The 21,723-nt window shown below is 38.2% G+C and carries 18 protein-coding genes and 1 tRNA gene; 7 read left to right on the top strand and 12 right to left on the bottom strand.

Annotation, left to right across the window (positions count from 1 at the left end; genetic code table 11):
• Position 1: 1 nt before the first annotated feature.
• A complete protein-coding gene (locus tag H6607_08380; protein MCB9262375.1) occupies positions 2–1,003 on the bottom strand; it encodes a glycosyltransferase family 2 protein in 1,002 nt (333 codons plus the stop codon).
• A gap of 231 nt (positions 1,004–1,234) precedes the next feature.
• The gene (locus H6607_08375) at positions 1,235–2,482 is read right to left on the bottom strand and encodes a proprotein convertase P-domain-containing protein (GenBank protein MCB9262374.1); all 1,248 of its coding nucleotides are present in this window, start codon (positions 2,480–2,482) and stop codon (positions 1,235–1,237) included.
• A 198-nt stretch (positions 2,483–2,680) separates the two neighbouring features.
• Here H6607_08375 and H6607_08370 point away from each other — a divergent pair, with 198 nt between their 5' ends.
• Positions 2,681–3,463, top strand: coding sequence for a hypothetical protein (locus tag H6607_08370; protein MCB9262373.1), 783 nt, complete (start codon positions 2,681–2,683; stop codon positions 3,461–3,463).
• 5 nt (positions 3,464–3,468) lie between these two features.
• Here H6607_08370 and mnmA read toward each other — a convergent pair whose 3' ends face one another.
• A complete protein-coding gene (gene mnmA, locus H6607_08365; protein MCB9262372.1) occupies positions 3,469–4,623 on the bottom strand; it encodes a tRNA 2-thiouridine(34) synthase MnmA in 1,155 nt (384 codons plus the stop codon).
• A 16-nt stretch (positions 4,624–4,639) separates the two neighbouring features.
• Complete coding sequence (locus H6607_08360; protein MCB9262371.1) at positions 4,640–5,353, bottom strand: T9SS type A sorting domain-containing protein; 714 nt, start codon at positions 5,351–5,353, stop codon at positions 4,640–4,642.
• Positions 5,354–5,437: 84 nt separating this feature from the next.
• Here H6607_08360 and H6607_08355 point away from each other — a divergent pair, with 84 nt between their 5' ends.
• Positions 5,438–7,690, top strand: coding sequence for a TonB-dependent receptor (locus H6607_08355; protein ID MCB9262370.1), 2,253 nt, complete (start codon positions 5,438–5,440; stop codon positions 7,688–7,690).
• On the opposite strand, the gene H6607_08350 is transcribed toward H6607_08355, so the two are convergent.
• From H6607_08350 to purK, 3 genes are read right to left on the bottom strand one after another with little or no spacing between them, the layout of a single operon-like run.
• A complete protein-coding gene (locus H6607_08350; protein ID MCB9262369.1) occupies positions 7,687–8,256 on the bottom strand; it encodes a DUF3109 family protein in 570 nt (189 codons plus the stop codon). The genes H6607_08355 and H6607_08350 overlap by 4 nt on opposite strands.
• On the bottom strand, positions 8,253–8,768 hold the full coding sequence (gene purE / locus H6607_08345; protein ID MCB9262368.1) for a 5-(carboxyamino)imidazole ribonucleotide mutase: 516 nt from the start codon (positions 8,766–8,768) through the stop codon (positions 8,253–8,255). Before purE ends, H6607_08350 begins: the two co-directional genes overlap by 4 nt.
• Positions 8,769–8,820: 52 nt before the next feature.
• A complete protein-coding gene (gene purK / locus H6607_08340; protein ID MCB9262367.1) occupies positions 8,821–9,981 on the bottom strand; it encodes a 5-(carboxyamino)imidazole ribonucleotide synthase in 1,161 nt (386 codons plus the stop codon).
• Between the two features lie 88 nt (positions 9,982–10,069).
• Between purK and H6607_08335 the strand changes: the two genes are divergently transcribed.
• Positions 10,070–12,553 (top strand): PKD domain-containing protein, encoded by a 2,484-nt coding sequence (locus H6607_08335; GenBank protein ID MCB9262366.1) that lies wholly within the window; start codon positions 10,070–10,072, stop codon positions 12,551–12,553.
• Positions 12,554–12,613: 60 nt separating this feature from the next.
• Here the strand turns inward: H6607_08335 and H6607_08330 are convergent, their stop codons facing one another.
• Together H6607_08330 and guaB are read right to left on the bottom strand one after the other, a co-directional pair.
• Complete coding sequence (locus tag H6607_08330; protein ID MCB9262365.1) at positions 12,614–12,979, bottom strand: hypothetical protein; 366 nt, start codon at positions 12,977–12,979, stop codon at positions 12,614–12,616.
• Positions 12,980–13,017: 38 nt separating this feature from the next.
• Entirely contained in the window at positions 13,018–14,490 is a 1,473-nt protein-coding gene (gene guaB / locus H6607_08325; GenBank protein MCB9262364.1) for an IMP dehydrogenase, read from the bottom strand.
• A gap of 112 nt (positions 14,491–14,602) precedes the next feature.
• Between guaB and H6607_08320 the strand changes: the two genes are divergently transcribed.
• Positions 14,603–15,112, top strand: coding sequence for a GtrA family protein (locus H6607_08320; protein ID MCB9262363.1), 510 nt, complete (start codon positions 14,603–14,605; stop codon positions 15,110–15,112).
• On the opposite strand, the gene H6607_08315 is transcribed toward H6607_08320, so the two are convergent.
• Complete coding sequence (locus H6607_08315) at positions 15,084–15,479, bottom strand: hypothetical protein (protein MCB9262362.1); 396 nt, start codon at positions 15,477–15,479, stop codon at positions 15,084–15,086. The two genes, H6607_08320 and H6607_08315, sit on opposite strands and share 29 nt — an antisense overlap.
• Before the next feature lie 66 nt (positions 15,480–15,545).
• Here H6607_08315 and folK point away from each other — a divergent pair, with 66 nt between their 5' ends.
• Positions 15,546–16,043, top strand: a complete 498-nt coding sequence (gene folK / locus H6607_08310; protein ID MCB9262361.1) for a 2-amino-4-hydroxy-6-hydroxymethyldihydropteridine diphosphokinase — start codon at positions 15,546–15,548, stop codon at positions 16,041–16,043.
• Positions 16,027–16,611, top strand: a complete 585-nt coding sequence (locus H6607_08305) for a WbqC family protein (protein ID MCB9262360.1) — start codon at positions 16,027–16,029, stop codon at positions 16,609–16,611. Before folK ends, H6607_08305 begins: the two co-directional genes overlap by 17 nt.
• Here H6607_08305 and H6607_08300 read toward each other — a convergent pair.
• On the bottom strand, positions 16,604–17,560 hold the full coding sequence (locus H6607_08300; protein ID MCB9262359.1) for an acetyl-CoA carboxylase carboxyltransferase subunit alpha: 957 nt from the start codon (positions 17,558–17,560) through the stop codon (positions 16,604–16,606). The genes H6607_08305 and H6607_08300 overlap by 8 nt on opposite strands.
• A gap of 237 nt (positions 17,561–17,797) precedes the next feature.
• Here H6607_08300 and H6607_08295 point away from each other — a divergent pair.
• Positions 17,798–17,871: transfer RNA gene (locus H6607_08295), tRNA-Asp, on the top strand.
• Positions 17,872–18,338: 467 nt separating this feature from the next.
• Here H6607_08295 and mfd read toward each other — a convergent pair.
• On the bottom strand, positions 18,339–21,611 hold the full coding sequence (gene mfd, locus H6607_08290) for a transcription-repair coupling factor (protein MCB9262358.1): 3,273 nt from the start codon (positions 21,609–21,611) through the stop codon (positions 18,339–18,341).
• Positions 21,612–21,723: the final 112 nt, after the last annotated feature.

The following is a 21,723-nucleotide window of genomic DNA, read 5'->3' as shown; positions in this document are numbered from 1 at the left end:
TTTAGCAAAACCAAAATATTTCGGCAGCACCGTTTTGGGTTATTGATTTTATTTCATCCTGACCTTTTTTATCACTTACTGCAATTACTATTTGCTGTTTTTCGTCTGGGGTAAAGTTATTAATGCTCTCCAATATTATTCCGTAGATGTTGTGTCCAATCTTGTTGGGGTTATCCGTTAGCCAACGAAAGGCCAACCCTTTCTCTATAAAATCTTTGGCCACTTGTTTACCCTTTTTTCCTGCACCCCAAAGCACTAAATTTTTGGTCGGTTCAAAATCAATTTTGAAGAAATAAAACAGTTTGAGATGTAAAAATCGATTGTCGCTGTAATACTCCGAAACACGGGTTGTTCGGATGGCGTGGTCACGCCAAAGATGGATAACTCCTTCCGTACCAATTGTTTTTAACCCGACTTCATAAAATCTAAAACACAAATCATAATCTTCAGGGTAGAAATCTGAGTTAAAACCGCCTGCTTTTTCAAAATCATTTCTATACGCAAGCCAACAAGGTGAGGGGATAACGCACTCTTTATATACTTCCGAAAAATTTGAATGGCTGGCAGTCAGTTTGTTTATCCATTCTTCATATTGCAAATAGCCCATTCCCAATCCATCTTCTCTAAAATACTTTACACGGCCTACGGCCAAAACTTCAGGTTTTACGCAATCTAAAAGCTGTTGCAAGTTGTCTGGAGTTTTTAAATCATCACCGTCCATACGGGTAAGCAAACTGCCCGTACTGTGTTTATGTGCCAATTTTAAAGCCTCAATTACCCCGAAACCTTTGTTTTTTAGGTATATAATTCGTGCATCTTGTTGGGCAAATGTTTGTGCAATTTCGGTACTCCTATCGCTGCTATGGTCATCTACCAATAGAAGTTCCCAATAGGGGTATGTTTGGGCAATAATTGATTCTATGCAGGGTTTAAGATACTTCTCTTCATTTTTGAAGGGAAGCATAATGCTTATAACCTGATTTTTGCCTTTAAGATTAAACATATTTCTAAAACAAAAGTAGGGGCATTAAAAAGAAAATTTTATTTTTGAAGCAGGGCGTTGAAACAATTTGAAAAATTCAACAGTATTACTTTACCGACCAAACCGGCTTCCAAAACCAGGCCCTGTTTGCTTTGGCAAAAAGAGGTTTCGACCGAACGAGGGAAGGTTGCGAAAGTGCAGGAGGTCAAATCCAATTTTTTTAGGGAATTTTTCAACATAAAACGCCCTTTTTTACTTAACCAATTCAATATCAAACATGTAAGTGTTGTTATCCTCGTTCGACTCGAGGTATAGATTGAGTGGGTCAACAATTATTTTTACATAATATTTTCCCTTTTTAAGTTTTTTTTCAAATCGAATGGATTGGCCTTCATGGTTCATGCCATAATAATCTATGCCACCAACCGAAATGCCCTGTAAGTCTTTATTGCATTCTATATAATCGCCCAAACCGTAATTGGCCAAGTTGTTTTCGGTGTAAGCAACACCATTAGAAATGCACTCACCATTTTTTGAATTGCAGTTCATGTTGTCAAATAGGCAATAGCTAATCTTATTCAGTGAAGCAACTTCTATTGGTTCTTTTTTAAAAAATAAAAACTTACGATATCTGTAAAGCGTTACATCTACCCAATCATTAACATGGTAGTGATTGTGGCCGGGTTTTTCATCGTAATAAATGGAGCCTGCTTCGCGAAATGTTTTTGAAAATCCAGTATCCGTTTTATGGTAAATTGCCTGATACAAATGATAATCGTTTCCTGTTTGTTTACCATTGGTTTTTACCTCAAGAGGCCCCAAACCTATATTGGCGGCGGCCATAGCAATTTTAAACGCAGTGTCGCTGAAATGAATAAGATTTTTGCTCATGCCTTCAACCACTATCAAATCCGGCAACATTTCGCCTGAAGAATTGCATACACATTCGCTAAAATTTGATTGCTGGCAATGTGGTTTAGGTGGTAGAAAAGGTTTATTTCCAAATGTAATTGACCACGAATTCAATCTGCCGACATGACCAGTTTTTAAATCCATAATGTTTAAAAGCCACAACCCATTCGGATTAATAGTTCCGTAGTTCATTTCATAAACTAAACCTTCCGGCTCATAGCTGCCTGAAAAAGGACTTTTTCCGTAAATAATTTTTGGGCTAAAATCGGTATATTCAAAACAGGTGTTTATGTATGCACCCGGCCCATCTTTTCCGTTTCTATTGGTAAGCCAAACGCTTTTTCCATTGGGTGCTACCAATTCTATTTTTAGGTCAGAAAGGTATTCGTGTTGCAAATCTATACACACTTTTTCTATACCGAACGTGCTATCCAGTTTATTGGGCAACCCCAGTATTTTAATCGGTGAATATTGGTTTATTATCTCACCCTTAAAATCGGCAATAGGCTTTGCTTTTGAGGTGTACGTTTGTGCAAAGGCCGGAGAAATAATCAATAAAAGAAGTAAGAAGTTGCAAAACTTTATCATTGTGCAAAGAAAATCAGAATTTTTCTATCTTCACTCTTTCGATTGCTAGTTTCTCAAGTGTTTTCATAATTGATTGAAGATAGTATGAATTTGTGATAAAAAATTTTTGGGTATGTATTTTTTACGAATAAATATGATAAACTTGTTGAAATGATTGAAAGAATAGTAATGCGATTTTTTATCCTCGTTTTTTGTATAATGGTATTTTTTCAAATCTCCCAAGCTCAGATTATTCAGGGAGTTAAAATAGAAACAAGTTCAGGAAAGATTTTGATTGGTGAGTTGTTGGACATGGAGTATGAAAAATACGTAACCATTAGTACAGGGATGGATAGTTTGACCATTTTGTGGAAGGATATTGTTGAAATTGATTTTACACGGCCATTAAAAATAAAAGACTATAACATTGATAAAATGAATCAAGCATCGCGGTTTTTTGATATAAAGAGCCACGGCATTTACATCATGGGAGACGTAGGCTTTCCCCTTGGTGGCTCAAATCAATACGTGGAGCCTGTTCTTGGAATTACCTCACAAATTTCTGTTGGAAATAGTTGGGGGTATAGAAAAAATTTGGCCATACTGGTGGGTCATGACTTTTATTGGGCACCTCAAATGGGCTTTTTGACTACCGGAATAGAATATCTGGGTAGAATGAAAACAGGAGGAAAATCATGGTTCTATTATGTCAATGGTGGTTATGGAAAAGTAACCTACTCGGAATACTTGAGTTCTTGGTGGAGAAATGGCGTTGAAGACAATGTGTCGGAAGGTGGTTTGTTTGGAGGTGTGGGCATTGGTTATTTGCGTAAACGGCATGAAAACAACGGACTTTATTTTCGATTGGGATACAAGATTCAGAATGCCTATGTTGAGTATAATGACGAAATTTGGAGAGACGGAAATTGGTTATATGAAAAGGTAAAGGAGAATATATCCCTTGCCCGATTTGATGCTAGAATTGGGTTTTATATCGATTAAATAATTTACGAAATAACCCCACTTCCTATAAGTTCATCCCCTAAATACCATGCGGCAAATTGTCCCGGAGCGATGGCTCTTTGTGGTTCATCAAAGGTTATTTTTAAGTCATAGTCGTTTTTAAAAAGTGTTGCTTTTTGCAAATCTTGTCGGTATCTGATGCGACAAAGTACAGACATTTTATTACCGGAACTTAAGGACAGATCAGGGCGAACCCAATGTATTTCAGAATTTTCTATTTTTAATCCCAAACGCAAAAGGCCTGGATGGTTTTCTCCCATGCCAACATAAATGGTGTTGGTATCTACGTTGGTGGCAATAACAAATAGTGGCTCAACTTTTCCACCAACCCCCAATCCTTTTCTTTGCCCAATGGTATAAAAATGAGCACCCTGATGCTTACCAACTATTTTTCCGTCGGTTTCTGAATAATCATAGGGTAAAAATGTATCTGTGTGGTTTTGATATATTTCTGAATTTTCAGCTATTTCTACAATGTTTCCGGGTTTTGGTTTTAACTGTTGTTGCAAAAAGTCTGGCAATCGAACCTTACCTATAAAACACAGTCCTTGCGAGTCTTTTTTATTTGCCGTAATTAGACCTTTTTCTTCTGCAATTTTCCGAACTTCTTTTTTTTCTAAATGGCCAATTGGAAACAATGCTCTTGAAAGTTGATGTTGATTTACCTGACACAAAAAATAACTTTGGTCTTTGGATTGGTCTGCACCGGCTATTAAATGATAAATGATTTTGCCGTCTAACGTAGTTTCATTTTTTTGGCAATAATGGCCCGTGGCCACAAAGTCGGCTCCTAAGGATAAAGCGGCTTCTAAAAATACATCAAATTTAATTTCTCGGTTGCACAAAACATCAGGGTTTGGTGTTCGGCCTGCCTCATATTCACGAAACATATAGTCCACAATCCGTTTTTTATATGTTTCGCTTAAATCGAGAGTTTGGAAAGGAATGCCTAACTTTTCGGCAACCACCAATGCATCGTTACTGTCCTCCTCCCACGGGCAATCATCACTGATAGTCACTTCCGAATCGTGCCAATTCTTCATGAATACTCCAATTACTTCGTGCCCTTGCTCAATTAATAAGGCAGCCGCAACCGACGAATCAACTCCCCCCGATAAACCAACAACTACCTTCGCCATAAAAAGAAGTTCTTTTTTATTGAATCAGAATTTTTTGTGTGCCTACTTCCCCATTGGTAAATTCTACTCTTAAATGGTAGAGTCCAGGTGTGTTGTTCAAAATGGTAATTTGATTATTCACAACTTCATAATTTACCTTTTTGCCAAAGTTATCAAAACAGTCCACTGCCTTAATTTGTTCACCAACTAGCTTGTTAATGTTTATCAAACCATTTGATGGATTTGGGTAAATAGAAAATGGGGCGTTTTTAAATCCAGCAATTCCAGACTCATCCATAACCTCAAGAGTAAATTGGTTTACTGTATCATCAAGTGTTTGACTGATACTTCCAAAGGCTTTTGCATATACCCTTATAGAAACCCCAATCGGGTAGAATCCGCCTTGCCCTTTTTTAGCATTGCCTTGCATGGTAGCACATCCAGTTGAGTCAGGAATAAAGCTACAACCTTTGCGAGAACAGGTGTAATAAAACCCACTGGGCAAACCCAAAATTTCTTTTACTTTTATTGAGTCAATAGTTGCGTAAATAGGGTTGCCATTCATTACCACAGTTGTATCAGCAAAAACTCTGATTTGTAAAACTTGCTTGTAATCGGTTTCTACATAAGCCGGCTCAATAGTCTTTGGATGAAAACCCGGAGAGGTGATACTTTGGTCGGGAGTGCAGTCTTGGGCATTTAGGTTGTTCAACGAAACCAAAATCGATAGAAAAAATACAAATCGTTTCATTTTTTGACTAAAATTGTGAAACACGAAAGTACGAAAATGAAATTTAAATGCATCTTAATTTTATTCGTCGCCTTTTGCGGGCAATTGGCCTCTGCATCGGGTTCTCCACGAGAAGTATTTGGCTTTTTGATTGATGCTCAAACCGACGAACCAGTTCAGAATGCACTGATTGTTGATTTAGCAAATCAAAATAATAGGGTGTTAAGCGATTCAACCGGAAGATTTCGACTCAGAGTGGAGGGAACGCAGTTTGAAATAAGCCATATTTATTATGATAAAATGGTTGTCGATGTGCAAGGTTTTGAAAACGGTAGTAAACTGAAAATGAGTGTGGGAGAGGGGTTGCTGTTGGATGTGGCGGTGGTGGGAGCCGATAAAACCAGTAAAACAATGAAAGAGCAATTAGTTTCGGTTGAGAGCATAAAACCATCGTTGATTCAACAAAAAAACCCTATTCAGATGGATGAAATTGTCAATCAGGTGCCTGGAGTAATGATAAACGATGGACAAATAAACATTAGGAATGGGGCAGGATGGAGCTATGGTGCAGGCACAAGAGCGTTGCTTTTGGTTGACGGAATGCCATTAATAAGTGGAGATGCAGGCAGCGTTTTGTGGAGTTTTGTTTCTACCGACAACATTGGCCAAATGGAAGTTGTAAAAGGGGCAAGCTCGGTTTTGTATGGCTCTTCTGCTTTAAATGGAATAATAAATATCCGAACACTTTGGCCAAAAGCTAAACCTCAAACTATGGTAAGTTTGTTTTCGGGAGTTTATAATGATGCCAAACGAGATGGTTTAAACTGGACAAATAAAAGCCTAACCAGCAATGGCCTTCGAATTACAGATTCAAGAAGAAAAGGAAAAAATGATTTTGTGTCTTCGCTCGAAATTATTGATGATAAAGGGTATCGTTTTGGCGATTTTGATAAAAGGGCTCATTTGGGGCTTGACTATAGAAGACGTTTCAATTACCAAACCTACTTGGGATTTAGGGGTCATTTTCTAACAACCGAAAATGGTTCGTTTTTGCTTTGGAAAAGCTATGATAGCGGCTATAATGCTCTTAATGACAACTTCAGTAAAACTCAAGGAATAAAATATCGGATAGACCCATTTTTTAAATACTACGGAAAAAAAGGTTGGAATCATGATTTAAAACTTCGAGTGTTGGGAATTATTAATAATGTGGACAATGGCAATGTAAACAACAATCAATCGAACCAAAGTCAAAGCACATACTTCGAATATCAAGGCGACAAAAAGCTGATGAATTGGATTACCATTACGTATGGAACACTTTTTACAAAAACAAAAACAGACTCACCCTTATTTTTAGGAGTGCAAACTGCTTCTAATAGAGCGTTTTATGGGCAAATGGATTTAAAGTTTAAACGAATCAATATTACCGTTGGTAGAAGAAAAGAAAAATATGTTTTGAATGATTATGAAGAAAAAAAACCGGTTACCAGAGCTGGTTTTAATTGGGCAATAACCAAGGCTACTTTTTTGAGATTTTCGTATGGTCAAGGCTATCGATTTCCGACTATTGGTGAGTCCTATATCACTACGAATGTAGGTTTGTTAAAAATTTATTCGAATCCTACTTTGCAATCAGAAACAGGAGATAATGTTGAATTTGGTATCAAACAAGGCTACAAAATAAAAAAAACCAATGGTTATTTAGATGTGGCTTTGTTCAGTATGCACTATCAAAATATGATGGAATTTACTTTCGGCCAATGGTCGCATGATATTTCATTTCAAAACGGGTTTGGTCTTGGGTTCAAGTCTGTCAACACTGGAAACACAACTATTAAAGGCTTGGATTTGAGTCTTGTGGGTGAGACAAGTGTGAAGTCAGGGAAAATAAAGTGGCTGACCGGATACACGAGTAGTTTGCCGACAATTGATGATGCCCATAATATTTTTTCTACCGATAGCACAGGCAAAAAACTATCTTATTTTTCGACGAGTACTGATACTTCTGGGGTTTTAAAATACAGAAGCCGAAAACTCTTTAAATCGGATATAGTATTTGAAGGCAAACGTTTTGAAATAGGTTATTCCATTAGATACAACAGCCGAATTGAGAATATTGATAGCGTATTTGTGATGGATTTTTTTACCACACTTGTGACTGGTGGCATTGACAAAGGTTTAGCGTTGAACCCAAAGGGAAATTGGATTATGGATGCTCGTTTTGCGTACAAAATCAACAAAAAGTATCGAATAGCAGTAATTGTAAATAACTTTACAAACAAAGAATACATGCTTCGTCCTGCTGATATTGCTGCTCCAAGATTGGTAATGCTTCAGTTAAAAGCCACTTTTTAACGATTCAAATCATTGTTGATTTGCTTTAGCTCCTCATACCACTCATCCCCAAATTTTCGACGAAGGGCGGATTCGGCAAATTCAAAAACCTTAATTTGATTTGATAAACCCTTCGAGCAAGCATCCTTGCACAAATACCACTGATGATAGTTTAACGCCGTGTATGACTCAAATTCTTTAAGCCTTACGGGGTAAAGATGACAGCTTATTGGTTTTAAAAAGTCAATTTTCTTTTTATAAAATGCGTTCTCAATGCCACATGAAAGAATTCCGTTAGGTTGTTCCACTACAAAACAGCATTTGCCATCAGGCAAGCAGGTAGTAACATACTCTCCATCGTCATCCAATTCATAAAAATTTTCTTCCTTAATATGTTCGATACTTTCATCAGAAAGTTCTTCCAAAACGAGCGGTAAAATTCTTTCGATGGTTTTTATTTCTTCGGTAGAAATGGGAGCCCCTTTATCCCCTTCGATGCAACAAGCTCCTTTGCATTTTTGAATATCGCATGCAAAAAATTCATCAAACAAATCATTACTAATCAGCGTGTTTTGATGAATAATCATGTGTTTCTTAAATACGAATCGTAGCCAACACGTTCCAACTTTTCGGCTTTTTCTATTACCATTTTTTCTAATGATTCTTTATAGTTCTGAACGCGTACCATGATTTCTGCTTCCTCAATAGCCAATATTTGAGCGGCCAAAATGCCTGCATTTTTTGCTCCATTAATGGCCACCGTTGCCACCGGAACACCTGGAGGCATTTGCACAATGCTGTATAGAGAATCGATACCGCTCATGGTTGAACTTTTTACTGGAACACCAATAACAGGAAGAGGGGTTAAAGAAGCTATCATACCGGGCAAATGAGCAGCACCACCAGCTCCGGCAATTATTACTTTTAAGCCTTTGTTTATTGCCCCTTTGGCATACTCAAAAAGCCTTTCCGGAGTTCTGTGTGCACTAACTACTGTTATTTCATATTCCAACTTTAGCTCGTCCAATGCTCTGGCAGCGTCCGACATTACTTCCAAGTCGGAGTCCGAACCCATTATTATACCTATTCGAATCGACATTTTATGTTTTTGTTAAGATAGCAAATCAACGCTTTTTTTTCTGATAAATCCTTTATTGAGCGACGGTTTTTAATAACTCTTTTAGATGAATCGATTTTTGAATGGCTTTTTCCAAGTCTTTATCTAATACCGTAAAATGCCCCATTTTTCTGCCGGGTTTTGTTTCAGATTTGTTATACCAGTGCAAATATGCTCCGGGTGTTTGAGCCAATTCTTCCAAACCATCTAATTCGTATTGCCCCGATACGCCCTCGCTGCCTAATAGGTTTGTCATTACTGCCGGAGATAAAAGAGTAGTTTCGCCAAGTGGAAGACCCAATAAAATACGATTGAGTTGTTCGTATTGAGAGGTAATATTTGCCTCGATGGTGTGATGACCGGAGTTGTGCGGACGAGGTGCGATTTCATTAATAAAACATCGGTGATGGCTATCCACAAAAAGTTCAACTGCAAAAACACCGGCTCCTGAAAGGGCTTCAACAGCCTTTAGGGCAAGTTTTTCGGCTTCATCAATAACTGAATTTGGCTGTTTTGATGGAGAAAATAAATAATCAACAAGATTGATCTTTGGGTCGAAAACCATTTCTACGGCGGGATAAGTTTTTGTTTGTCCGTCCGAGTTTTGGGCTACAATTACAGAAAGCTCTATGGCATTTTCAACAAATTCTTCCAATACAACTTCCCCACTAAATATAGAAGCTGCACCGCCCTCTTCAACATCAGTTTTATTTAGAATGGCAACGCCTTTTCCATCATAACCGCCCGTGCAGCTTTTTACCACAATTTTGTCACCACCAAATTGATTTAAATCCTGTTTTGGTGCATCCTCCACATCACAAATTAAAAAAGCGGAGGTGGCCAATTGATGCTTTTCATAAAAAGATTTTTGAACGCCTTTGTCTTTAATAATGGATAGCACACGGGGTGAAGGAATAATTTCTTTTCCAGCTTTCTCCAATTCTAACAAGGTTTCCACATCGATATGCTCAATTTCAAATGTAAGAACATCGCTGATTTTGGCCAATTCTCTGATTTTTTTACCATCCGTAAGGTTGCCTTTTATAAATGTGGTAGCATATCGGGCAGCCGGAGCATCTGTTGATGATTCAAGAATATTGTATTCTATGTTCAATGGCATTCCTGCTTCGGCAAGCATTTTGCCAAGCTGGCCACCGCCAATTATTCCTATTCTTTTTTTAAAGGGTTGTGTCATTTTTTGTGCGGTTTCAAAAGTATGACTTCTGTGGCATTTATGCAGTTTAACATTTATTCCGATATTTGGGCAAATTATATTCAAAAAGATGAAGAGAGTTTTACTATTGATTTTTATTTCTACCATTTCGTTTTTGGCCGTTGCTCAATGCACAATCATTCCCTTTAGCCTGACAAAAAAAATTGGTATGTCAGACTTAGTGGTTGACGGAAAAGTGATTGACCAACAAAGTTTTTGGAATAGTGAACACACCTATATTTATACAAAAAATACCATTGAAGTTTCTGGAATATTTAAAGGAAATATCTCTTCAAATTACATTGAAGTAATAACACGTGGCGGGGTTGTAGGGATGGATGCATTGGTGGTGGAGCCCGCATTGAATCTCGAAATGAATGATATTGGGCTGTTTTTGCTCAAGGGGTCAAATATTAAACCGACTATCCAGTCTGTATCAAACGAAGTATATGCTCCGGTAGCCAGTATTCAGTCGTTTATAAAATACAATTTGATGGAAAATGTGGCCTACGGATATTTTGAAACATATTCTGGAATAAGCTCAAACCTGGCTAATGAGGTACAAAAAATAACGGAAACCGAATACAAACAAATAAAGAAAAATACACTGGATTTAATTATTAAACCATTGGCCGCACCTGTGGTAAATGGATTGGATAAGGATACAGTAGAAGCAGGAATAGGTAATTTATTGACCATTACAGGAAGCAATTTTGGAGTAATAAAAGGGAATGGATATGTAGAGTTCTTAGACCCAAATTTTGGAGATGGCCGATATTATCCGTTGTATTATCCAACTTCATACAAATCGTGGTCGAATAGTAAAATTGAGGTGTATATACCTCCACGTGCCGGAACCGGTAAAATTAGAGTTGTAAACAATAGCAGCGAAACCGGAACTTCAAATCAAACAATTTATGTAAAATATGCCCATTCAAATGCGGTATATAAAGGTGGTTCGGGCGTCGATTCGGGCTTTTTTCAAACACGGCTCATCAACCTCAGTGGTAATGGAGGCTATAGATGGCAGTTTACAGACAATTTTTCACAAAAAACCACAGCAGTAAATGCGTTTTATAGAGCATTAGAAACATGGAGATGTGGAACAGGTATGAATTGGGATGTTGGCAACAACACATCTGCTTCGGGTGTTGCAAAGGACAACGTGAACATCGTCCAATTTACGGTGTTGGATGCTGGGGTTTTGGGCGTGTGCAGCAGTTGGTATAATGGCTGCATATCCGGTGGAAATGTGTTTTATTATGTTTCCGAATTGGATATTTCATTCGACTCTACTCGAAATTGGTATTTTGGCGATGTAAAACCCGGCGTTTCTCAATATGATTTTGAGACCGTAGCAACACACGAATTGGGGCATGGCCATCAATTGACACACGTCATTGACAAGACTAAAATAATGCACTATTCGCTTACTAATGGCGATAGAAATACCACTTTGCACGAGCATGATATTGAAGGCGGTGGCTACGTGCGAGATCAGAGCATGGCAAATGCAGTATGCGGAAATAGCAAATTTGTTCCAATAAATTATCAAAATTGTAATATTACCAAGCCAAAGGCTGATTTTACAATAAATATAGTCAGTCCCTGTCCCGGCACGAATGTAAGGTTTACAGATGCTTCGGAAGGAAAGGTTAATACCTATGCTTGGAGTTTTGGAAGTGGAGCTTCAACTGCATCAGCTACAACGGTTGGTCCTCATACTCTGAATTACGATTCAAAAGGGGAGAGAACCATAAAACTTATTGTTACCAATGATTTTGGAAGTGATACAGCAAGCAAAACAATTACTGTTCAACCTGGAACCCCTGAAATACCGGTCATTGCTACAACCGACACAGCCTGCCTTGGGCAGAATTTTTATTATGTTGGAAAAGTGGAAGATGCCTCTTCGTATTTGTGGACACTCGGTTCGGGAGGTACTGTTGTAGGAGGCTCAACGGATACTGTGTTACGAATAAATTGGAATCAAACTGGCTCCCACCTTATCAGTGTGGTGGCCAAAAATAGTTGTGGAACAAGTGCTGCGGCCACAAGAAATGTTGATGTAATTGAACCTGCAGTTTCTGATTTTAGCTGGAGCAATTCAGGTTTGACTGTTTCGTTTGTCAATTTGAGTACAAACTATAATTCTACTAAATGGTTCTATGGCAATGGCGATAGTTCTATGCTCGGAAATAATGATTACAAATACGCCAAAAGAGGTAAATTTACAGTAAGTCTTAACGCCTCTAATGTTTGCTCAGACAGCACTATTAAAAAGGAAATTGAAATTGATTTTGGGGCTTCGATTGCGAATGGACAACTTGACAAATTTCAAATAGTCCCGAACCCTGTTTCCGGATATTTTCTTTTAAAATCTGAAGCAAGAATTTTGGAAATAGAGGTTTTTGATGAATTGGGTAAAAAAGTATTTAAGTGCGAAGAGTATCAGAATCAATCTATAGAAACAAAGAGCTGGAATGCAGGAATTTACGTGTTACGAATAATATCGGAAGAAGGAATTCATAACCTGAAGTTGGTGGTGGAGTAGGCTACATTCATAAAAGGTTTAATTTTATGGTTTAGTAGAGGATATCCCACTATGGCCACCTCAGTTTGCGATAAACATCAAGTAAACTAAAATTGCAACAATGCCAATAACTCTCACAGCATTTGAGAGCATTAAGGCTTTAATAAACTCTTGTGGGAATTGTTCGTTGCGTAATTTTTTGGTATTGATGTAGGCGTTTATCACAATATATAGAGATAAAAGAATGGCATATCCACCTAAAATTTGGTTCTTTCTTTCAGGCATTTGTTCACTTAAAAAAAGGAACACAACCACTAAAACAACCATCAAAATCAGGCTTCGGACTCTGTTTTTTGTATAAAAATCCAATAAGGCGGATTTTTTTTCGGATTCCAGTTTCTGACTTGCTTTGTCGTGAATATTTCGTGCCAAAGCAACCGTTATCATTAACAGAAAAAATACGACGATTATGCCAATATCCATAATTACCTACTATAATTTGGAGCTTCTTTGGTGATGGTAATGTCGTGAGGGTGGCTCTCTCTGATACCACTTCCGGTTATTTGGGTGAAGGTAGCCGTTTTAAGTTCATCAATTGTTTTTGCACCGCAATAGCCCATTCCAGCTCGCAGCCCACCAACATATTGGTATATTACTTCCGATAAACTTCCTTTGTAAGGCACTGAACCTACAATTCCCTCAGGAACCAATTTGGCAATTTCGGCTTCCGCATCCTGAAAGTATCGATCACTACTTCCTTTTTTCATGGCCTCAATGCTACCCATACCGCGATATGATTTAACTTTTCTACCCTCATAAAAGCTCGTTTCGCCCGGTGCTTCTTCGGTGCCGGCAAACAATGAGCCTGCCATAATGCAATCAGCACCTCCTACCACGGCCTTTACTAAATCTCCGCTATAGCGTATTCCACCATCGGCAATAATCGGTACGTCGTATTTTTTTGCTACCTCTGCACACTGCATAATAGCCGAAAGTTGTGGAACACCAATACCTGCAATGATTCGGGTGGTGCAAATAGAACCGGGTCCAACCCCAACTTTAATTGCATCGGCTCCCGCTTTGGCCAGCATTTCGGCAGCATCAGCAGTGGCCACATTACCCACTATTACCTGCAAATTGGGGAAATGAGATTTTATTTTTTTCAATTCGTCCACCACACCTTTTGAGTGTCCGTGTGCGGTATCGAGCGTAATAACATCCACTTCTTCCTCTACCAACTGGGTAACACGTTCAATGGTATCAGAAGTTATTCCAACCGCTGCTCCAACCAACAATCTACCATATTTGTCTTTGGCAGAAGATGGGTGATTTTTTACTTTTTCAATGTCTTTAAACGTGATTAAACCTTTTAAAACCCCATTATTATCAACAACAGGTAGTTTTTCTATTTTATGTTGTTGAAGGATGTCTTTGGCTTTTGTTAGGTCTGTGTCTTCCGTAGTTGTCACTAAGTTCTCACTGGTCATTACTAAAGAAATTGGCTTTGACAAATCTTTTTCAAACCGCAAATCTCTATTGGTAATAATCCCTTTTAAAACCCCTGCCTCATTCACCACCGGAATGCCACCAATTCTATTGTCTTTCATAATGGTAAGGGCTTCTTTCAGTGTGGCGGTTCCCTGCAAGGTAATGGGGTCTTTTATCATTCCGCTTTCCGAGCGTTTCACTTTTTTCACTTCGGCTGCTTGCTGTTCTATACTCATATTTTTATGAATGATGCCAATGCCGCCTTCGCGTGCAATAGCAATTGCCAGCCTACTTTCAGTTACCGTATCCATGGCCGCCGAAACGATGGGAATGTTTATGAAGAGTTTTTTTGTTAGTCGGGTTTTAGTATTTACATCTCTTGGCAACACCTCCGAATAGCGGGGCAAAACAAGAACATCGTCAAAAGTTAAACCTTGATAAGAAACTTTGGGATTTGAAAAATCAGACATTGCAAATAATTTTTTAAGTGCTTTTATTATTTGCGGTGCAAAAGTAAAACATTCTGTCCTCCTATTTCAAAAACCAGCAAATATTTTATGGTATTTTTGCCGCCTCTCATTTATGGCACTTTATCAAACAAGTAAAGAAATTACAAAATTTACCATTAGTGGCATCATAGCTGTAATGGTTGACTTTTTTGTATATTACACATTTAGCAATGTGTTTGGTAATGCCGATTCCAAATTGTCAGGGCCAATTCACTATGCCGATATTTACAAAGGTTTAGGTTTCATTGCCGGAACTTTTGTTACCTACAACATCAATAAATACTGGACGTGGCGACAAACGGACAAAAATAAAAAGAGGCTTGCCAATTTTTTTATGTTATATCTCATCTCGTTTGTTGTAAACATTGGCATTAATGCCTGGGGTTTGAGCTTTTTTAAGGATAACGAAATTGCCTTACTTTGGACGAGTTTTAATGGCGAAGTACACAAATTTTTCCCATTTAAAACGGATAGGCTTTTTGCATTTATTTTGGCAACCGGAGTAACCAGTGTGGTAAATTTTGTCGGGCAGAAACTGTGGATTTTTAAAGATTCTACCAGTGCTGAGGACGATTTAGAATAGCATCGTTTATCACCGCTTGCTGCAAATCAAAATCAATTTCTTCTGCTTCTTCGGCCATAACTCTTCTGGTGGATTTTGATTCTATTCTTGGTCTCACATATTTTTTGGTTTCCAACGATTCCATTGGAATATCGGCCTCATGCGTATGTTTAATCTTTTTTCGCTCTGCGGGTTTGGACTCCTTTTCCTCCGGTTGTCCGGAAAGCTCGCGAATTATGTCTTCCAATGTTTTTTGTGGTTTGGAAGAAGCGGTAGGCCTTTTTTGAGCCACAGGTTTTGGGGCTTTTTTCTTTTCATCGCTACTCTTTTTACCAAATAGATAATAGAGGGCAATTAAAATAAGGGGCAGGAGTTTTTCAATATCCATAGTACAAAAATAACGAAACTCATGATTATAAAGTTTCATTAAAATTTTAACCTTTGACCCGCAAAAATGGATAGAGATTTTTTTATCACACGAAGGTTTGAACAATTGGTACTGCTTCTGGGCAGCAATATGGGCGATAGGAAAGAATTTTTAGAACAAGCTACAGAACAATTGGCTGAGGCCTTTGGTCATGTAGTTTTACATTCAAAAATTTACGAAACGGAGCCTTGGGGAAACACAGAACAATCAAAATTCTTAAATCAGGCATTGGTTTTTGAAACCAATTTAAGACCAATCATCGTGCTTGAAACTATTTTGAACATAGAGCAAAATTTGGGTAGAAAAAGGTATGAAAAATGGGGGCCACGGGTTATTGATATCGATATTATTTTTTACGGTCAAACCATTTATCAGTCGGATATTTTAGAAATTCCTCATCCTTATATGCACGAACGGTTGTTTGTATTAGAGCCTTTGACTGAAATTATCCCAAACATTGTTCATCCACTTTTTGATAAAAGTGTGAAACAATTAAAGAGCAAACTCAATGAAAATGAAAAGTAGTGCTTTCCCCTTTTTTTTATTTCCAAATATTGGTTGGTGGAAGGAGGCATTTAAATGCAATGAGATTATCGTAGAAACCTCCGAGAATTGGGTTAAACAAAGCTTGAGAAATAGATATGAATTGGTTAACTCCAATGGACGATTGAGGCTATCGGTGCCAATAATTAAAAAAACCAGAGGTTTGCTGCGGGAGGTGGAAATAAGCTATACTGAAAATTGGCCTTTGCAGCACTGGCGTGGCTTGGAGGCGGCATATAATAAATCTCCGTATTTTGAATTTTACAAATCAGAGCTGCAAGAAATCATTTTTTCGGAGCCCTCAAAACTCATTGAGTTAAACACTCGGGCATTGAAATTTTGTGTGAAAAAGTTGAACTTTACGGCTGAAATTGTTTATAGTCAAGGGTTTGTCGAAAGATACGAACTGGATTTGAGACATTCAAATTTTGCCGTAGAAACGGTTAAATACAGCCAAGTTTTTAACGACAAGTTACCGTTTGAATCAAACTTAAGTGTTTTAGATTTACTTTTCAATTACGGTTCGGAAGCAGCCTCTTTGCTTAGGTAAGCTCTTCATAAACCCCCATATTGCTGAATTTTTCAATTCTCTGATTTACCAAATCATCTGATGGGATGTCTTTTAACTCTTTTATAAGCCGTTTTATCTCGGTTTTCAAGGTTTTGAACATGGCCTCCTTGTCATTGTGTGCCCCACCAAGCGGTTCTTTAATGATTTTGTCAATCAAACCATTGCCCAACATATCATCGCCCGTTAGTTTTAAGGCATCAGCGGCTTTTTCTTTATAATCCCAGCTACGCCATAAAATGGTCGAGCAGTTTTCGGGAGATATTACTGAATACCATGAGTTCTCAAGCATCGCAATTCTATCACCAACACCTATACCCAAAGCTCCTCCACTGGCTCCTTCACCAATCACAATGCAAATAATGGGTACTTTCAAAACGGCCATTTCCATCAGGTTTTTAGCAATGGCTTCTCCTTGGCCTCTTTCTTCGGCTTCCAATCCGGGCGAGGCTCCAGGGGTATCAATCAACGTAATAATAGGTTTATTAAACTTTTCGGCAAGTTTCATAAGCCGGAGTGCTTTTCTATAACCTTCTGGATTAGCCATTCCAAAGTTTCTAAACTGACGTTCTTTGGTATTTCTACCTTTTTGGTGTCCCAAAATCATTACCGGATAATTGTCTATTTGAGCAAAACCACCGACAATTGCTTTGTCGTCGGCCACATTTCTATCGCCATGCAATTCTACAAAGTTGGTGGTAATTCCCTCTATATAATCCAATGTATAAGGTCTATCAGGGTGTCGGCTTAATTGCACTTTTTGCCATCCCGAAAGGTTTTTATATAAACTTTTTTTGAGTTTATCTATTTTTTCTTCCAACTGGCCAATGGTGTCGGTCATGTCAACCTTTCCTTTTTCGTGAGTGGCTTTGGCTTTCTCCAACTGTTCGAGAAGTTCCTCAATGGGTTTTTCAAAATCAAGCAACATCATATAGTCAAATATATTAGGGTTGTAAGCGGGCAAAGGTAAAAATATTTAGATAGGGAGGTTTTGATGCAGTTGTAAATTTTTTGAAAGGTACACCAAAGGACAAAATATTTACCGCTATGCATTTAGGATTTAATGGCAGAGGAAGTCAAAAAAAGAATTTTAAAATTTTAATTTGTTTTATATCAAAAAAGCTATTTTTGCAGTCCGAAAATTTTGAGACCTAAAATTTTTGGAAACGGTTCGGTAGTTCAGTTGGTTAGAATACCTGCCTGTCACGCAGGGGGTCGCGGGTTCGAGTCCCGTCCGGACCGCTTGATTATCAAGCAAAAAAGCCTCTCAGCAATGAGGGGCTTTTTTTATGCCAATTATTCAATTCAATAAAAATACTTCTTTGTTAGTTCGGTAGTTCAGTTGGTAAGAATATCCCGATTGTTCATCGGGAGAGTCGCGGGTTCGCAGATTCCCTTTATATCATATATTGCTCATTATATTATGCATTTATCGCAATGTAACTGGTTTATAATAAACTCTCGTTAAAAATAGAGGCCTCGGCGGAAGCCGAGACCTCTATAACTAAAATTACTAACCATGCTTATCTAAAATGATAAGGCATTTATAAACAAACACTTACCGCTAATCGGAAAGTACTAAATTATTACCAAGGGGCTAATGGATAAAATTTCCTGCTTTAGACTCGCACAAGGTCAACAATTTTTGTTAAGTAGTTGTATAATTGAATACAAAGCTAAATTTATTTGTTTGAATAGATGGCGTTTTGTTAAATTAATTTTCGCAGTACTTCAATAAAATCAGAGATTGTTTCTTTTGGCTTTTCTGTTACTAATAGTAATTGATTTCCTTTTTGTTTTAAACTGAAATGTGATGCGTGGAGATTTATCCTGCTCATCAGATTACCAAAAAGCTCCGAATTGTAATATTTTGTGTCGTTTTCATCGGGGAAGTAGCCCAAAAGTTTTCCATTTTTTATTCTTATTTTATCCCAGCCAAGTTGCATTCCCAAGTGCTTTAGACGGATGCTTTGAAGTAAATCCAAAACTTGTTTGGGCAGCTCACCAAACCGGTCTTTTAATTGGTCGCGAAATTGTATCAATTTTTCATCGGTTTCTATTTTGGCTAATTCTGTGTATAGTGTAAGCCTTTCTGAAATGTTCGACACATAGAAATCAGGAATCATAATGTCAAGGTCGGTTTCTACTTGGCAATCATTGGACGATTGAATTTCATTATCGTCATCAAAAAGGTCTTTAAATTCATCTTCTCTTAGCTCCTTTACAGCCTCATCAAGGATTTTGTGATACATATCAAACCCTATTTCTGATATAAAACCACTTTGCTCTCCACCTAGCAGATTTCCGGCACCTCGAATATCCATGTCACGCATGGCCACATTAAAGCCACTGCCCAAATCGCTAAATTCTTCTATGGCTTGAAGTCGTCTTTTGGCATCATCGGTAAGTGTGTGAATAGCGGGAGCAATCAAATAACAAAATGCTTTTTTGTTGCTTCTGCCAACCCTTCCACGCATTTGGTGCAAATCGCTCAACCCAAAGAAATGGGCATTATTTATTAAAATGGTGTTGGCATTTGGTATATCCAAACCGCTTTCTATAATGGTTGTTGCCACCAAAACATCATACTCTCCATCAATAAACCGGAGCATAACATTTTCTAACTCATCTCCGGCCATTTGGCCATGACCCACCACTACACGTGCACCCGGACAAACACTCGAAATCATCGCAGCGACTTCATGTATATCTCTCACTCTATTGTGAACCACGAAAACTTGACCACTCCTGTTTAGTTCATAATTAACTGCTTCGGCAAAAATTTCAGTACTAAACTTGTGCAATGAGGTTTTGGTTGGTTGACGATTGGGAGGTGGGGTATTGATAATGCTGAGATCGCGAGCACCCATGAGTGAGAAATGTAGCGTTCGCGGAATTGGGGTGGCGGTCAGGGTAAGAGTGTCTATGTTGGCCCGCATGGTTTTAAGTTTTTCTTTTGCCGAAACACCGAATTTCTGTTCTTCATCAATTATCAAAAGACCGAGGTCTTTAAATTTTATTTTTTCACTCAAAAGACGATGAGTTCCAATAATAATGTCCGTTTTGCCTTCGGCCAATTTTTTTATCGATTCGGTTTGCTGTTTGGAGGTTCTAAAACGATTTATGTAATCAACGTTGCACGGAAATCCTTCAAATCTATTTCTAAACGTGTGAAAGTGTTGTTGAGCTAAAATGGTGGTTGGAACTAAAACAGCAACCTGCTTGCTGTCGCATACTGCTTTGAAGGCTGCCCGAACTGCAATTTCTGTTTTTCCAAAACCTACATCACCACACACAAGCCTATCCATGGGGTGTGCCGACTCCATATCCCTTTTTACATCCTCCGTAGCTTTGCTTTGGTCGGGAGTGTCTTCATACAAAAAGCTGGCTTCTAATTCTACCTGCAAATAGTTGTCGGGCAAAAATTGATGTCCGGGGGCAGATTTTCTTTTGGCATAAAGCTTTATCAAATCACGAGCAATGTCTTTAACCTGTCGTTTTGTTTTGTTTTTAAGATTTACCCACGCATCAGAACCCAATTTGTTCACCTTTGGCACAAATCCATCCTTACCCGTATATCGGCTTATTTTGTGCAAAGAGCCAATGTTTACATACAATAAATCTTTGTTTGTATATGAAATTCGGACTGCCTCTTGCAGTCTGCCACCCATCTCAATTTTTTGTAATCCCTCAAAAATGCCAACTCCGTGATCTATATGCACAATATAATCTCCGGGTTTTAAATTGCTCAACTCTCGAAGCGTAAGAGCTTGATTTTTAGAATATTTATGTTTGCTTCTAAATTGATAGTGTCTTCCAAATATTTGATGCTCTGTGTAAATGGCCAAATGATTTGATTTGTCAATAAAACCCTCGGACAAACCCAGATAAACAGGGGTGAATTGAACATTGCTTCGCAAATCGGTAAAGATTGATTCGAGGCGTTCAATTTGTTTTCCTGTTTCCGAAAAAATGTGTTGATCAATCCCAAACTTGGCGTTTTCAAGCAGATGCTCGATGAGCAGATTAAAATTTTTACCAAATGTTTTTTGGGGAGCTTGGTTGAACTCAATGGTCGTCTTATTTCTAAAAAAGGGCATTTGGCCAAATTCGGCTCCACTTCTTTTCGTTAATTCGTTTTTCAACTCATCGTTTGATAAATAGATGACACCATCATTTGCTTGCTCCGCTATTATGTCGAGTGTCTGACTCAAACTATTGGCAAAGAAAAAGGCATCGTTGTTCACATATTCGAAAATGCTGATTCGTTGTCCGGCTATTTCTTCTTCATGAAGGTTTGGAACAATGGAAGAAAATTTAAGTTCGGCCGTAGATAATTGAGTAATGGGGTCAAACTGTCGAATAGACTCCACCATACGTCCGTCTAACTCAATACGCATAGGCAACTCATGCGAATAACTGAAGATATCAATGATGCCCCCACGAATGGAATACTGGCCGGGTTCATACACAAAATCCTCTCGATTAAAGTGATAGGTGTTTAGCACCTCAATCATAAAATCAAAATCGAGCACCTCGCCAACCTGAAGCTGAAATTGATTTTTGCTTAAATTTTCGGGGCTAATAACCTTTTCGGAAATAGATTCGGCGGAAGCCACCAAAACGAAAGGTTTCTCCAATTTTTGAAGCTGTAAAATTACCTCTGCCCGCTCCTGTATGGTATTATTGTTGGGCGAATTTGGGTCGAACAACCTTGAAAAAGAAGGCGGTAGATAATAGACCGATGATTTACCCAAAATGTTGTAAATGTCTTGATAAACATAACTGGCTTCTTCGCTATCTGGTAGTACAAAAATGACAGATCTGCCTAATTCTGCAAAAGCAGCTGCAGCCAAAAATGACTTAAAGCTTCCGGCAGTGCCCGTTATGTGAACATGATTTTTGGTCTCCTTAATCATTTCAAACAACTGCATTACAGCTGGGGTGTGCGAATAAAAGCTAAGTATCTCTCGGGTATTCATTTTTTGAGGACTGCAAAGATATGGAAAGGTTTAAGAGGTGCATTCCGTATTCAAAAACACATTCTTAGGGAAGAACTTCCTTTCGAAAAATTCTCTGCTTTTGTTCCAAATT

It is taken from the genome of Flavobacteriales bacterium, assembly GCA_020635395.1.
Classification (GTDB): Bacteria; Bacteroidota; Bacteroidia; order NS11-12g; family UBA9320; genus UBA987.
Note: the sequence above shows the minus strand (reverse complement) of the source record. Positions and strands in the feature narration are given on the sequence as shown.

Coding starts and splice junctions, on each gene's coding strand:
- H6607_08380 (MCB9262375.1), bottom strand. CDS start 1,003: ATGTTTAATCTTAAAGGCAAAAATCAGGTTATAAGCATTATGCTTCCC.
- H6607_08375 (MCB9262374.1), bottom strand. CDS start 2,482: ATGATAAAGTTTTGCAACTTCTTACTTCTTTTATTGATTATTTCTCCG.
- H6607_08370 (MCB9262373.1), top strand. CDS start 2,681: ATGGTATTTTTTCAAATCTCCCAAGCTCAGATTATTCAGGGAGTTAAA.
- mnmA (MCB9262372.1), bottom strand. CDS start 4,623: ATGGCGAAGGTAGTTGTTGGTTTATCGGGGGGAGTTGATTCGTCGGTT.
- H6607_08360 (MCB9262371.1), bottom strand. CDS start 5,353: ATGAAACGATTTGTATTTTTTCTATCGATTTTGGTTTCGTTGAACAAC.
- H6607_08350 (MCB9262369.1), bottom strand. CDS start 8,256: ATGATTATTCATCAAAACACGCTGATTAGTAATGATTTGTTTGATGAA.
- purE (MCB9262368.1), bottom strand. CDS start 8,768: ATGTCGATTCGAATAGGTATAATAATGGGTTCGGACTCCGACTTGGAA.
- purK (MCB9262367.1), bottom strand. CDS start 9,981: ATGACACAACCCTTTAAAAAAAGAATAGGAATAATTGGCGGTGGCCAG.
- H6607_08335 (MCB9262366.1), top strand. CDS start 10,070: ATGAAGAGAGTTTTACTATTGATTTTTATTTCTACCATTTCGTTTTTG.
- H6607_08330 (MCB9262365.1), bottom strand. CDS start 12,979: ATGATAACGGTTGCTTTGGCACGAAATATTCACGACAAAGCAAGTCAG.
- guaB (MCB9262364.1), bottom strand. CDS start 14,490: ATGTCTGATTTTTCAAATCCCAAAGTTTCTTATCAAGGTTTAACTTTT.
- H6607_08320 (MCB9262363.1), top strand. CDS start 14,603: ATGGCACTTTATCAAACAAGTAAAGAAATTACAAAATTTACCATTAGT.
- H6607_08315 (MCB9262362.1), bottom strand. CDS start 15,479: ATGGATATTGAAAAACTCCTGCCCCTTATTTTAATTGCCCTCTATTAT.
- folK (MCB9262361.1), top strand. CDS start 15,546: ATGGATAGAGATTTTTTTATCACACGAAGGTTTGAACAATTGGTACTG.
- H6607_08305 (MCB9262360.1), top strand. CDS start 16,027: ATGAAAATGAAAAGTAGTGCTTTCCCCTTTTTTTTATTTCCAAATATT.
- H6607_08300 (MCB9262359.1), bottom strand. CDS start 17,560: ATGATGTTGCTTGATTTTGAAAAACCCATTGAGGAACTTCTCGAACAG.
- mfd (MCB9262358.1), bottom strand. CDS start 21,611: ATGAATACCCGAGAGATACTTAGCTTTTATTCGCACACCCCAGCTGTA.